This is a genomic window from Herbaspirillum chlorophenolicum (genome assembly GCF_001189955.1).
GTDB classification, from domain to species: domain Bacteria; phylum Pseudomonadota; class Gammaproteobacteria; order Burkholderiales; family Burkholderiaceae_D; genus Herbaspirillum; species Herbaspirillum chlorophenolicum.
In genome coordinates, this window is sequence record NZ_LFLT01000015.1 from 66690 (window position 1) to 81477 (window position 14788).

Below are 14788 nucleotides of genomic sequence, written 5' to 3' on the forward strand. Positions count from 1 at the left end.
ATGAAGACGCCCGATTACATCGATAAACTGGGGCCGGATCCTGACGGTCTCGATTTCGATGCCTTGAGAAAGGCGGGCATTGCCATGCTGCAGGAGTTATGCGGCGAACGCTGGACTGATTACAATCTGCACGACCCTGGCGTCACCATCCTGGAACAGTTCTGCTACGGGCTGACCGATCTCGCATACCGCTCCGAATTCGCACCGGAAGATTATCTTGCCGGGCCGTTCGGCAAAATCGATTTCACACGCCACGCCCTGCATCAGGCCGACAGCATCCTGCCCAGCCAGGTGCTGACTGCGGACGATTACCGCAAGATCATTTACGACCGCATTCCAGAAATAGAAGATGTATGGCTGGCTTCGGCCGATGGCGACGGCAACGATGCCGGGCCGGCCGTGGCCGGGCTGTACCGGATATCGCTCAAGATCAGGGAAAGCCTGCAAACCGATCTCGGATCGGACGAACAGGCTCGGTTGGAGGCGAGCGTGAAGCAGCGGGTCATCGAAGTATTCAATGCGCACCGCAACCTCGGCGAGGATCTCGGCGAGATCGTCATTATCGGCACCCAGCCGGTGTTTCTGTGCGGCGATATCCAGATTCACAGCCTGCGTGATCCTGCGGCGATCTTTGCGGATATTTACTTCCGCTGCGCGCAGCAAGTCGTTTCCGGATTCCGTACCGAACGCTACCTCGACGCCCGCGATGGCGGCGCCTCTCTGGAAACCCTGTTTTCCGGACCGAAGACCGTGCACGGTCGCATCCTCAGTACCGGATCCGATACGCCAGGCGCGCCGACTCCCATTGCCAGGCTGATTTCGCTGGTGCAGTCGGTCGATGGCGTCACGCACGTCCAGCGGCTGGCGCTGTGCGATGAGAGCGGTCGGTTGGTCGCGGGCGAAAGCGCCGACGGCAAGGTCTTGCGCTTGCGTTTTCCGGATAAGGCGCAGAGCACTTTCCTGCGCCTGCATTTCGCCAGCGGCGGAATCGGCCACTATGACGTGCCATCGGTCGCGAAGAGCACGCAGTTACAGGCGGAAAAAGCGCAGATCGTGCTGGACGATGCGCGCATTGCATTGCGCAAGGCGCGTTTTGAATTCGATACCGTACGCAATACCGTGCAATTGCTGGAGCAGATCGTCCCGGCGCCGCAAGGCGTGCATCGGGCACTGAACGAGTATTACTCGATCCAGCATCAATTTCCTGCCATCTATGGCATCAACCGCTACGGCGTGCCATCGTCGGCGCCGCTGGCGAACAAGGTCAGCGCCCATCAGCTGAAAGCCTACCTGTTCATGGCCGAGCAATTGATGGCCAATTACCTGGAGAACCTGCAGGCGATTCCCCAGGTGTTTTCCATCGACGATCTCGGACAGACGTACTTTTCCCAGGTCATCGACAACCAGGCCTTGCCGGATATAGCAAAACTGTACGTCGATGCGCCGCCGCAGATCGGCGCCATGCTGGCGCGCATCGTGGCCCGCATGGACAAGCCGGAAGACCGCCGCAGCCGCCTCATCGATCTGCTGCTGGCCATGTACGGCGAAGAGTTTTCGCAAAAGTCCCTGCGCCGCTTCAATTACTACGAAGAGCGCCATACGGCGCGCTGGCTGGTCGACAACAAACTGGCGTTCCTGAAGAATATCGCCGTCCTGAGCCGCGACCGCGCCACTGCTTTCGATTACACCAGAGGCGCGACCCGCGCAGACGGCAGTCCCAACCGTCCCGGCCTTCATGCCAAGATCGCGATTCTGCTGGGCTTGCCGCCGACGCCGGAGAACGATGAACTGAGCGGGCAGTTGTTGCACTACAAACTGCGCCTGAGCACTGCCGGGCTGTCGCCGGCGGAATACGAGCGCGCCGCCGCGCATCTGGCCTTGCTGGCGCGCAGCGAAGACGACGGACGCCACGCCGCGCCGAATGGCCAAGTCCTGCCTATGTCCTTGCTGACACAGGGCGTGCGCCTGGAGAACTATATCCTTGAACAGAACGGCGGTACGGTCCATGTGCATTTTCAGACGCACGACAGCCGCCTGGGTATCGTCAAGCTGGGCAGTTATGACGACATGGCCGACGCCGATCTCCAGATGCAGCAATTGCGCGGTTTCATCCGCCATCTCAACATGGCGTCGGAAGGGCTGTTCCTGGTGGAACACCTGCTGCTGCGTCCGCGCGCGCATGGCGCCAATGATGCAGGCAAGCCGGCAGATGATGCTTCGCCAGATTTTTATGCCAGCCGCATCAGCGTGATCTTCCCCGGCTGGTCCGCACGTTTCAGCGATCCGGATTTCCGCAGCCTGGCGCAAGAAACGGTGTGCCGCAATTTGCCGGCGCATTTGTATCCGGAGTTCTATTGGCTCGATTTCGTTTCGATGCGCGATTTCGAGCAGCGCCATCGGATCTGGCTGGACAGCTTACGCAAAGTCATCGGCGATGCCCGAACTGGGCTGGAACGCCTCAATACGGCCTCGGCCAGCCTGACGAAATTCCTCCAGCGCCATCGCGGCGCCGGCGACTTGACGTACTGGGTGTGACGGGATGAGCGCCAGACACCGCATTGACGAGTTGTTGTTCGATATCGCGTTTTCCTCGCCGACGCTGGAAATGACGCAGGCCGATGCATTGCGCGCCCTGGTGGTGGAAAAGTTGCTGCCGGTGATGGGGCAGGTGTTTGATGAATATGCAGACAGCGATGTCGTCTGGCAGATCGACGCGCTGGAGATCGACGTCGGCAACGTGAACGAAGCCGATTTCCCGGCGGCGTTGGCGGAAAATCTCAGGATGGCGCTGGAAAAAGTCTTGCAGGGCGATGTCGCGAAACCGCCTGCGGCGCGCCGTATCCCGCGTAGCCGGGCGGATGTGGAAATGCTGCTGGCTTTTCTTGCCGACGGCACGTTGCCGTGGCAACTGGAGAGCGGCGCTTCCGATGGCGCCGCTTCGGCCGGCGCCGCCGCAGCGATCCATGAAAGCTTGCTGCAACGGGTATTGCAGCATAGCGCCGACGTATTGTTGCCGGCCTTGCGCGCATCATCCCGGCGCAGCGTGCAAGTGGCGCGGTTGGCGCGCCAGTTTCCTGCGGCGCAATTGCAGGCTTTGTTGCAGCATCTGGTTCCTGCCGACGCCGATGTTCTGATACGGCATATCGCTGCGTTGCAGGCATTGCTGCAAGAGGCGGCATTGGAGCGTTCCGCGTGGAGCGAGGCCATGTACGCTGTGTGGGAAGAGATTTTCGCTGTGTGCCTGGAACAGCAGGGGATAACGCCATCTGCGGCTGCCATCCTGCAGTCGGCGCTGGTCAAGATGGCGGCGCAACGACAACAGGCCGTTTTGCAGGTGGCGCGAGAATTGACTCAGCGCATCGAGGCGCGTCGCGGCGGCTTTCCCCAAAACGAGATGGATCGTGCGCTGGCTGTCGTGGCCGATGGCACCGGCACCGGACGGACGACGGCTGCTTCAGCGAACCTGCCATCGGACGACGGATTGCCGGTGATGTGGCGCACGCTGGCTGCGCAACGGTCCGACCTCGGCTTATTGAGGCATCTGATCGGTCAATCGTCTCCGGGCATGTTGCAGGCGTCTCTGAAGTACTTCAACCCGCGCCATGCCGACGCCGCGATCGGACAGCTCGAGACTCTGGAGCGCCTGTTGGGCCGAACCGGTTTTGCTCGCCCGGCAGTCGCGCAGGCGCTGTCCACGGCCTGGGAGAACGTTTTTAGCGTCAGCCTAGTACCGTCGCCGTCTCCGCAGCCGCCTCGCCTGGCGCAGATTCTGGAGCATGTGGTTGCGACCCTGGTCTTTGCACTACCCGAACCGGAGCGGCAAACACGTCCGGCAATCTTGTCGCAACTGCATCAGACCGCCGTATCGGATGGTCGGATGCAGGAGCTGGCTGCGGTCCTGTCGACATTGCAGGATGCGGACAACGTTCGAACTGATGCCGAGGCTCACGCACGCGGCAGCACCGGCAATAGCGACGCCGCATTGATGATGGAAAAATCGGCGAACGACGCGATTCCTCCGGAGGAACGAGCCGGGATGGCATACGAGCCGCCGTCCACCGCGGTCACGGTCAGGAATCAGGTGATTGCAGCGCTGATGGGCGGCAATGCGGGCGATATTTATGACGACTGGCGTACGTTCCGTGATAGCCGGCCGGAGTTGTTGCGTTCTGCGATTTTGCACTACAGCGGCTATGGCGAAATTCGGGAAAAAATCGCTTCGACTTTTCCGCTTTCCTTGCTGGCCGATATGCTGGCCTTGCTGGCGCCGCAGGCTGCGGAATTGACGGAGCATGTCTGGGCCGATCCTCAACTACGTGCATGGCTGGACGACGAAGTCCCGGATGGCGCGGCGCGCTGGAACAACTGGCGGCGAAACTGGTGGCGCGGTGCGATTGCGTATCTGCTGCAGGCGGCGCGTGCGCAGGAGCAACCTGCAACGGTTGCATTCGATGCCACGGCGGCGCCATCGGCGTTCGACATGTCGGCATATCTTGCCGCAGGTATGGAAAGTGCCGCGCCTGCCGATGAGCATCTGGCAGATTATCTGGCGCAACTGCAACTGCCGGAGAGGGCGGCTGGCATGCCGATGCAACATGCGCAAAGACATGAAGAAGAAAAAGACAGCGGGGACAACGCCGCGCACTCCAGGCATCTTCCGCATGATGCTCTCGGCAAGCCTTTCTTGAATGAGCGGCGCAAGGCTGTAATCGGCCTTGTGGAAGAGATTGCCAATGACGGAAATTCCTCGTCGCCCCGGCAAGAAATTCCACAACAACCGTTGCCATCGCCAAGCTCGCTGCCGGTCGACTCGCCGTCACTGGCGCAATTGTTCGAAGCGATTCGCGGCGGCGCGCAACCGTCGCAACGGTGGACATTAAGCGTAGCGCAACTGAAACAACTGCTGCATGAGGCGGTGAGCGAGCGGTCCTTCTTCCAGGCCATTGTCGACCATGCGAGCGTTGCGCGCGATCCGCATACGTATTACGTTCAGGTTTTGCATGCGCTGGCAGAGAACCGGATCGTCGATCTCGAAGCGTTTGCTGCAATCGAAGGGGGGGCATCGCCGTTGCCAGAGACCACGATGGCATCGAGCGGATCGGCCGCATTAGACGGATCGGATGAAGCCAAGGCCGTTTCCATACCGCATGAACCGGAAAATATCGGCGAGCGGGACAAGGCGAAATTGATCGGCCGTCTTGCCAAAGCATTGATGAAAGGAGACCCGGCCCCGCTCTATGCCGACTGGGATGTCCTGCTGCGCAAACATGCGCCGCTGCTGCGCGAGGCATTGCAGCATTACGCCATCCGCGACGATATCCTTGAACGCATCGCCTTGTCTTTTCCGGAAAGCATGCTCTACGACATGATCGCGCTGCTGGCGCCGGCAGCGGCGCCGATATGGTCGCTGTTGCGCGATCCGGAAACCTGGGCTGCGGCGGAGCATGAAGGAGAAGGGCAGAATTCCGCAGTCGATATGATCGCAACGGATAAATCGCTCGCACATAATGTTGCCGTGTTCAAAGCAGAACAAATCGAGAGCGGAGAAATTCCAGGAGCGGCCATGCCGGCCGATTTCTTTGATTGGAAGCGGAAATTATGGCAAGCCGGCTTGCGCCATGTATTGATCCGGGCACAGGAAGAGAACAATCCTGAGAATCCAGCAGCCGGGGAAAATTCTTTGCAGGAGTTGCTGAAGGACATGGAAAAAGATGCGACTGCCGAGCCGTTTTATGGACGTCAGGCAGAAACCTTTTTTGCCATGCTCGCACGCGATGCGGCGCTGAACCAGCAGGCTTGGCAACGCCGTTATCTGGCCAGCTGGCAGAAGCTGGCGGCTAAGTCGCAAGCATCAGGCATCATCGCAGCCGTTCCAGAAAATGAAGAAAATGCGGTACACGCAGCTGTCATCGGCATCACTGCAGAGCCGGGCCATCCATCCCCGACAACGGAAAAAACGGCGACTATCTCCGACAATCTTGACGATTTGCGAGAGATTCTGTTGCATCACCACCGGTTGACGGTGTCTGGCGAGTCCTCTTTATTGATGTCACGAGAGAGTATTCCCGAAGAGGTCGGTATCGATCTTCGGCAGCGCTTTGCACGCCTGAAAAATGTCTCCCTTGGCGTCGGCATGCCGATGGCGGCGGCCGACCTGGCGCGCGTGGTGGAAGCGTTCATTGCCGCTCATGGCGAAACCGCAATTGAGCAGCAACAGACATTCATGCAGGCGATTGCTGCGCAGGCCCCGCAAGCTGCCGGGCGCAGCCGTGAACGCTATTTCCGCTCGGTGTTGCATGCACTGTTGCATGAACAGGCGTTGGATCTGGAGGCGATTGCGGAGAGGAGCGTCGAAGGAAAAATCCTTCCGGAAGATGAAGGCGGCACCGGACCGCATGCAGCGGTGGAACACATGGCAGGGCAGAGGCAGGTTGAAGAGGGCATGCCGGCGGCTGGCGTACATACTGCGGCATCCACGGAATCGGCAGCAGCGACCAATGCCGCCGAACTACGGGGCCCGGTAGAAACTGTCGCGGACAAAGGTCAGGCATACATTGATTTCCTGCTTTCCCCAGGATTCGGCTCCGGCGCAGGCGCCACCCCGGACGGTCTGGCCAACTGGCTGCCGCAGGTTCTCGAAACGGGAGCGCCGATGTTTGTGCCGGTTCTGGCGAAGTTGTCCGGCAATCCGGCTGCAGTCGAGCGTTTTCTCGCGTTGTTGCCGGCCGCCTCGCTTCCTTCATGGTCATCGTGGTCGCATTTGTTCGCCCTGGCCCCGCATTCGCCGACGCAGTTGCAACGCATGCGACGCTACGCCGGGGATGTTGCCGACATGTTTTCCGAATTCAACCGGCAATTGGCGGCCACGCATCTGGCGCGCCTGGAGTGGGCTTTTCTGTTGCCATACCTGTTTGCGGTCGGGCGCGTATTTGAGCCTTCGCGCTTTGCCGGCGAACTGCTCGACTTCCTGGCGCATCGGACCGGTACGCCGGTTTCATCCGCATTGACAGCTCGTCTGCGCAGTCAAATGGGCATCGCCGTCGATGTGCCGCCTACAGGCGCCGGCCGTGGAGCTGCACCCCATGTTGCGGTCGCCGGCGCGGCCGTCAGCACTGGTGCGGACAAGCGTGGCGAGGCTGCGCATGTACCGGCTCCTGCTGCCGGAGAAACCGCTTCTTCAGCTACCCATGCGGAAACGTTTGTGCCCAATGCCGGCGTAGTGCTTTGCTGGCCGTTTCTGTCGCGGGTATGGGCAACGCTGGGATTGACGCAGGCCGATGCCTTCGTCGATGAGGCTGCGGCACAGCGGGCGGCGCTGCTGCTGCAATTCATCGCATATGAGCAAACAGCCGCGCCGGAGTATCAGTTGACGCTCAATAAATTGCTCTGCGGTGTTCATTCGAAAACGCCGATGATATGCGAAATCGAAGTCACGACAGCGGAGAGCGAACTGATCGAGCAAATGCTGTCGGCCATGATTGCGCACTGGAAGATGCTGGGCAATACATCGATTCGCGGCTTGCGCGAGACCTTTCTGCAACGGCCCGGCTATTTGTCGCTCAAGGAGGATGGCTGGCACTTGCGGGTGCGCAGTGGACCTTTCGACATGTTGATGGAAAAACTTCCCTGGAGCATTTCCACGATCCGCTATCCGTGGATGGAAAAGCTGTTGTGGGTGCAATGGGTGTAGTCAATGAAATGGCGGCAATGGCGGCGTTGAAACAACGCTGAAATCGCCGGGGCGAGATAAAAAAAGGGAACGGGATGGATGCGTTGACGGCGAATGCAAAGAGTCTGGAGCGAGAAATCGCCTGGTTCAGCGAAGTGCTGGCCACGCGCTTCCACGGCTATTTCATGCATGAAGGCGGTCCTCATGAAATCGAACGGCACCAGCCGCCGGATGTGAGCGATGATCCTTCGATGTTTGCGGGGGCGGTTCGCGAATACGGCATGAATTTCGACGAACGCATGGTCCTGATTCTTACGCTGCTGCCGCATATTCGTCCGCAGGCGCTGGATTTGCTGTTTACGGCCAACAAGAATACCGAGCGCAGCTATACCGAATTCGGCGGCTGGAAAGGAAAGAACCACGCCGGGCTGTTGCCGACTTGCGAAACCGCCGCGTTCATCCTGGCCGGAGACGATCTGGCGCGGCGTTTTGAAGTGCTCAAGCTATTTGATGCCGATCATTTCTTTACCCGCCAGTCCATCCTGAAACTGGAGCAACGTCTCGATGGCGAGCCCTTCCTGAGCGCTTCGCTCAACGTGGAGAACGACTTCCTGGACCGCTGCACGTCGGGGCTCCAGCACAAGCCCGACTATAGCGCCGGCTTTCCGGCCAAGCGCATCACTACGCAACTGGACTGGTCCGACCTGGTGCTGGCGCCCGAAGTGCTGGAAGAAATCGAACACATCAAGATTTGGCTCAAAGGCGGCGCCGCCGTGATGCAGCGCTGGCATCTGGACAAGAGCGTCAAGCCCGGTTACCGCAGCCTGTTTTACGGACCGCCGGGCACCGGCAAGACCTTGACGGCGACCTTGCTCGGCAAGGCGGCGGATGTCGATGTCTATCGCATCGACTTGTCCAAGATTGTCTCCAAGTACATCGGCGAGACTGAAAAGAACATGGCGAATGTGTTCGACCAAGCGCAGAACAAGAACTGGATTCTGTTCTTCGACGAAGCCGATGCCCTGTTCGGAAAACGGACGGACGGCAGCAGTTCCAACGACCGCCACGCCAACCAGGAAATCGCCTACCTGCTGCAACGGATAGAGGATTTTCCGGGTGTCGTGATCCTGGCAAGCAATCTCAAGAGCAATATCGACGATGCATTTGCGCGCCGCTTCCAAAGCGCCATTTACTTTCCGATCCCGGACGGTTTGCAGCGCCTGCGTTTATGGCAAAACATTTTTCCGCAGCGGCGCCATCTGGCTGACGACGTCAACCTGGAGGATCTGGCGGAAGAGAACACCCTGTCCGGCGGCGCGTTGCTCAACGTGGTGCGTTATGCCGCCATGCGCGCGGAGCGGCAAGCGCGCGACAAGGTGAGCAAGGACGATCTGCTGCGCGGCGTCAAGAAAGAATTTATCAAGGAAGGGCGGACGATCTGACATGAGGATTTCTTCGATAGCTCGGTACGCCATGACGGCGGCCATTGTGCGCTTGATCGTCGTTGCCGGCTGCATGCTGCTGCCGGCTGTGACCGGCAACGCCGCTCCGGCTGCGGATGATGCCGCCGTTGCGCCAGGTATGCCAAGTGCGCCGGTTGCGCCGGTTACGGCCAAAACCCCCGTCAAAGCCCAAACGAAAGCATCTGCAAGCGCCAAGCAAGAAACGGCGCGCCCTCCGTCATGGACGGACAGCAAGCAGATGACGCCGGAGGCGGCCCGGCTGATCGTCAGCAAAGTGGCCTTGCAGCCCGCCGAGCGAGACGGGCCGGCGGTGCAGCTGTTGTCGCAGGATGTCCTGAAAAAATTCACGCCCGCATTGCGCAAGCAGATACAGCAGGCCTTGCTGGAAATCTATGCGGAAGATCCCGCCTACATGCTGGCGTATCGTGAAAGCACGATGCCGCTCTCGGACAATATCGTCGGCCCGATCACCTTGTCATGGCTGAATCGCTTCTGGTTCGAATTCAAGATGGAGCCGTCCGGCAACCTGACCAATGCCTCGGTGGCCGCGCTGTTGCACTTTGCCGCCACGGTCAAGGCGCATCCGGAATGGAAAACCGACCTGATCAGCACAGACCTGGGACATTGGATCGACGGCTTCGATACCGAGGACAGGGCGCGCTATTACCAGATTCGCCTGGCCGGCACCGACGAGCAAATCATCGCCATGCTGCGGCTCTATCACTACGAAACCGACAATACCCGGCAACCGGCGCCGGATCCGGACCGGGCCTTGCTGACCATTTACAGTTACAGCCTGACGGAGAGCGACTTCAAACTGCTGGCCTCGAAGTCGCAGGTGATCGCAAAATTGTCGGCGTTGCAGGACGTGGTTTATCTGAACGAACCCTTGTTCGACGCCGCCGTGCTCGATGCGCTCAAGGATCTCGGAGCACAGGCCGAGTCCTATCTGCCTGCCGCCAGGCTGGCGGCGCATGAGCAAAGTTACCGTCTTACCCTGGGCTCGCTGCAATTGCTCAGGGACGGGAAGGTCGTGCCTGATGCAATCATCAACGAACTGGAGAAACTGTCCGGCACTTATCCCAACGAGGCATTTTTCAGCGAAGCGATCCTTGACGCGACGGCAACAGTCAATGAACCCATCGACCAGTACATGCCGGAGATCGTCAAGGCGGCCGAGTCCAGCACGACGTATATCCTGACGGCGCGCGCGCTGGCCGAGCTGAGCGCCAACCGCAAGAACGAGCCGGTGCCGCAAGTGATCCTGGACATGCTCAAGGGATTGCAAGGCCTCGACTATCCGCAGCAGTGGCTGTTCGACAAGGCCGTAATGGCGCGCTTGCGCAACGGCGTGGGTGCTTGTCCGAGCGGCACGCCGGGCAATGCAAGCTATCGCCGCAAAGTGTCGGCAGAGCAGATGAAGCAGCTTGAGACGGCGATCAGGGATCCCAACCTGTTCGAGCAACTTGACAAGCTGTGGCAGGACAAGGCATGCAGCCCGGCTGAAGCGCTGGCCATGCCGCAGCAGATCGAAGCCTTGTACATCAAGTATCGTGCCTCGATCCGGGAGACCGCGCGCAAGAAGCCGGCCTATGATCCCAAAAAACGCGTGCTGTGGGATGGCGACGGTTGCGGTTGCGTGCTCGACGAACTGGATGGGGAAGTTTACGGTTTTTATCCATTCTGGTTGGCCGGCGCCCGGCAAAAGGTGGATTTCAGCACCTTGTCGCGCATTGCCTACTACGGCCCGACCTTCGACGACAGCGGCGTGCTCCGGCAAGCCAACGACGGACGCGATTTTGTTGCCGCGACAGAGAACGGCGACCTGACGCAGAACGATTTCGTCAACATCGCGCAACGCCACCAGACTGCCGTCGACTGGGTGATCCAGCGCAATGACTGGCGCTCCTGGAGCAAGATGGACAAGGACCGCAAGGAGCTGGTATTCCAGCGCCTGACGAACAACATCGTCAAGCTGATGTCAATCAAGCTCAATAGCTGGAGTGCAACCGTATCGAGCCACTTGCCGTTCGGAGACCGTTTTGTGCCGACCAATGGCGAGGGCGTCACCTTGTTCTTTGACGGCTATCCAGACGACGAAGTATCGGTCGGCGTGTTCAACAAGTTCGTCGACACATTGCGCACCCGGTTGCGCCAGGCCCGGGCCGGCGACATCATCAACGTGATGATGCGGCACTCGGCGCTGGGCAAGGGCGTCTACGACTATTCCAATCTCTATAACCTGATCGCCACCGCCGCCGCCAATCGCAGCGTCGATTTTCTCAAAGCGGTGGAGCGCGATCAGGACAGGCGGCCGCATTTCCTGGTGTTGCTGGAAGAGGAGACCAGCGACTCGAAAAAACAACTGCGCTTGCGCATGGAGAATTCCCTGCATGGCGAGCAGCGCGCGCTGGTGCTGCGTCAGGTGGTGCCGGTGATTACCTTCGACCATGACAACTGGCAGCAACTGCAAGACGACATCATCTATTTCAAGGACAACTTCGGCGGCATCGGTTTCTGGCCGATGTCGATGACGTTGCCACCCGCCGCAGGCGACAAAGCCGCGCTGATTGACGAAGTCCTGTCGACCACGGCCGGCGTGCAACAGTGCGACCTCACCCGCGACATCAGCCAGTGCATCGCCGATTTTTACCAGTACGTACCCGGTGCGCAGGCCTCTCCGGTTTGCAAGACCGTATGCGAAAACCTCTACGCTTTCCGCATGGCGACCAAGCTGGCGTTCATGCTGCTGGTCGCCTGCGCAGCGCTGTATTACTGGTCGTGCCTGTGGCGCGAAACCATGGCGCGCTACCGTCACGCGCCGGCGCTGATCGTCGCGGCAGTGTGGATCTTGCTGGCCATGGCCTTGCTGTTCTGCGACCCGTTCCTGCGCTGGCTGGCACGGGGATACATGATTCCGATTTTTCTGGTGCTGTTCATTATCGGGTTGATTTCCTGGTATCAGTATCTGTTGAAGGCGCGGGATGAACAGCCTTGATATAGAACCGTTCGATTTAGCATATTGACTATAAGAACGAAAAACCTGCAAAGGGAGTCGTGATGAAAACCGACGCGTTGATAAAAAATCAGAATGCGGCCGATACGGCACAGAAGCACGCGATTCAGCCGGCCGGTTTCGTCGATCGGCGTCCCGCCGCGGCCGCACAGCGCAAGCTGGCGGAGATGGCTGCCGGGAGCGGCCGAAGCATACCGTTGGGAGCGACCGGGGGCGGCATCGCGCAGCGCTTGGAAAATCTGGAAGAAGAGGAAGCGACGACACAGGCCAAATCCATCGATGCCCATGACAGTTCGGGGACGGTTCCAGCAATGGGGGGAGGCGCAGGGCGCGCCAACGATACGGGCCTTCCGGATAAGCTCAAGGCGGGCGTCGAGTCGATGTCAGGCATGTCGATGGATCACGTCAAGGTTCATTACAACTCGGACAAGCCAGCCCAGCTTAACGCACATGCTTATGCGCAGGGTAGCGACATTCATATTGCATCGGGGCAGGAGCGGCATCTTCCGCATGAGGCGTGGCATGTGGTGCAGCAGATGCAGGGCCGGGTGCAGCCGACAATGCAGGCCAAGGGCATATCGGTTAACGACGACGACCGGCTGGAAAGCGAAGCCGATGCCATGGGGACTCGCGCAATGCAATTGCAATCCGCGGCAGCGCCGTCAATGACATCGGGCACGAGCGCCGTACCGCTGACGTCGGGCGTGCGGCAACTGGCGAAACAAGACGTGATTGTCAACGGCATCACTCATCTGGTGCCGCTTAGCGGCGGCTCGATTTTCGAGGGAACCAGCGGCCCCGAGGTCGGTAATGGTGAAACGCTGGCCATCGATATCGATGATCCGATCTGGTCGCGGCGCGGCCCCAACCAAGAGATGGAGGGCAATCGCAGAGAGGACCGCCATGCAGAGCAGAAATACGCCTGGTATCCACTGTATTCCGAGAGTGCTTCCAATTATCAGCACGATGGCTGGCTGCATTTGCGCGATGAAACTTTCACCAAGGCCGATGCGCTGTCGCCGCCGATACCGGAAGGGCAGGCCGACGGGCGCCGCGCGCGTGCCGCACCTGCCGCTCCGCCTGAAACCTTCGATCCGTCCAACGTACCGGCTTTTATCCATCAGCAGCGCAACTATCAGAATTACCTGAGTGAACGCTTTTCGATGCAAAGCATCATGACCTCGCACCGTAGCGTAGGCTTCGAATATGAATTCGGACAACACAATCTGGGGCCGGATATCCCGTCCCATATTCCCTTGGCCAGATCGGCGCCATTTTCCCGTCTGTTTCCATTGAACTTCGAATTGGAAACCGATTCGGGGGCAGTGGTCGAGATCGGCATGCCGCCGTTTCTGGTGCCGAACGCCACTGACGGCGGGCCGGATAAGTCCAAGATAGAAGCGATCGATACGACACTCAAAGCGGTGATGGGCGCCTTCGGCAAACAATATGTACCGGTAGCGGCTCTCTTGCCGCGACTGGAGGGAGAAGGCCTGGGTCAATCATGGCAACCGGCTCAGGTGCTGGCGCATGGCGGCACTTATGCGGCGATGGCCTTGCAAGCCCCCGGCCCCGGCAAGCTGCAAGGAGGAAAAGTCTATTCGCAATTGAATATCACACTGACCGGCGAGGAAAGCGCCCGCTTCATTTCGACGGTGCGTAAAGTGATGAAGCCAAATTCCACGGAAGCGGGAATATTGGGACGCGCGTTCGGAATTTTGGACGAAATGGCCGAAAAAACATTCGGCGATCCGGCTCTGGCAACACATCTGAACAAAGCGCTGGCGAATACGCTCGCCATCCCATCGATCCTGCTGGGTACCAGCGGAAAAGCTGGAAAGTTACCGGACGATCTTGATTTGTCCTCCACGATCAAGGAATTGTATTCGCTCTGGATTAAGGATTCCGTGCCCAATATTCTGGCGACGACGGCGACGGACCCGGCCGCATTGGCCGCATTTGCTCCTCATGCGGCGCAAGTAGTACTCGGCCTGCTGCCAGACGTAATGGCGCCATTGCGCAGCCTGCCGTTCGAAAACGATGAAGAAACCGGTGCATGGAGAACCCTGGCGGGGTATGTTGCACAGAATTCCTTTTGCTACGCGGATTATGCGACCTTGGTGGGAATGGCGGCACCCATCCCCGCCGCAAGGACGGGCGACATTCTGGTCAGCGCTTTGGCGTTGCGCAATATGATGGTCGACGACGGCACAGATGCCTTTACTCCAGCCGAGGAGGCGGATCCCAGCGGCGGCGGTGCGCTGGAACGCTATAAGGCGAGACTAGAGGCATTCAAACTCTTGGTCAAAACGCGTAGCGACACGGTGCTCGGCGTCAAGAAACAATTCTTTGACGACATAGAAAAGCAAGTCCGCGATGAAATAGCAGCACTACTCGCATTGATAGGGACGCCGCGCGTCGTGCGCTCGCCGGCAACCAGGTTCGGCAACGAACAATTCGGCAGCGGCACCGGCGTGCGTAAGGACACCCATATCCCCCGCCCTGTCACAGAGGAATCCAGCAGCGGCCTCCGGCATTCAGTGGCGGAAGTGCGCAGCGATCCGGCGATGGCCTTGTTCTATAGCGATCGTTGGGATAAGCCAGGGTCGTAAATCTGATTTTCTTGCGTCAAGGAGAAAC

Annotated in this window: 5 protein-coding genes; all 5 read left to right on the top strand. The window is 59.5% G+C overall.

All coding sequences use genetic code 11. The features are described from left to right. Window positions 1-2535: a hypothetical protein gene (locus tag AKL28_RS11450; RefSeq protein ID WP_050468272.1), complete on the top strand. Its 2535-nt coding sequence runs from the start codon at window positions 1-3 to the stop codon at window positions 2533-2535. A 4-nt stretch (window positions 2536-2539) separates the two neighbouring features. After that, window positions 2540-7690, top strand: coding sequence for a contractile injection system tape measure protein (locus tag AKL28_RS11455; RefSeq protein WP_050468273.1), 5151 nt, complete (start codon window positions 2540-2542; stop codon window positions 7688-7690). 74 nt (window positions 7691-7764) lie between these two features. Then, window positions 7765-9111, top strand: a complete 1347-nt coding sequence (locus AKL28_RS11460) for an ATP-binding protein (RefSeq protein WP_050468274.1) — start codon at window positions 7765-7767, stop codon at window positions 9109-9111. Window positions 9112-9142: 31 nt separating this feature from the next. Next, window positions 9143-12130: a hypothetical protein gene (locus AKL28_RS11465; protein ID WP_050468275.1), complete on the top strand. Its 2988-nt coding sequence runs from the start codon at window positions 9143-9145 to the stop codon at window positions 12128-12130. A 62-nt stretch (window positions 12131-12192) separates the two neighbouring features. Then, entirely contained in the window at window positions 12193-14760 is a 2568-nt protein-coding gene (locus tag AKL28_RS23895; RefSeq protein WP_231602401.1) for an eCIS core domain-containing protein, read from the top strand. Window positions 14761-14788 lie beyond the last annotated feature (28 nt).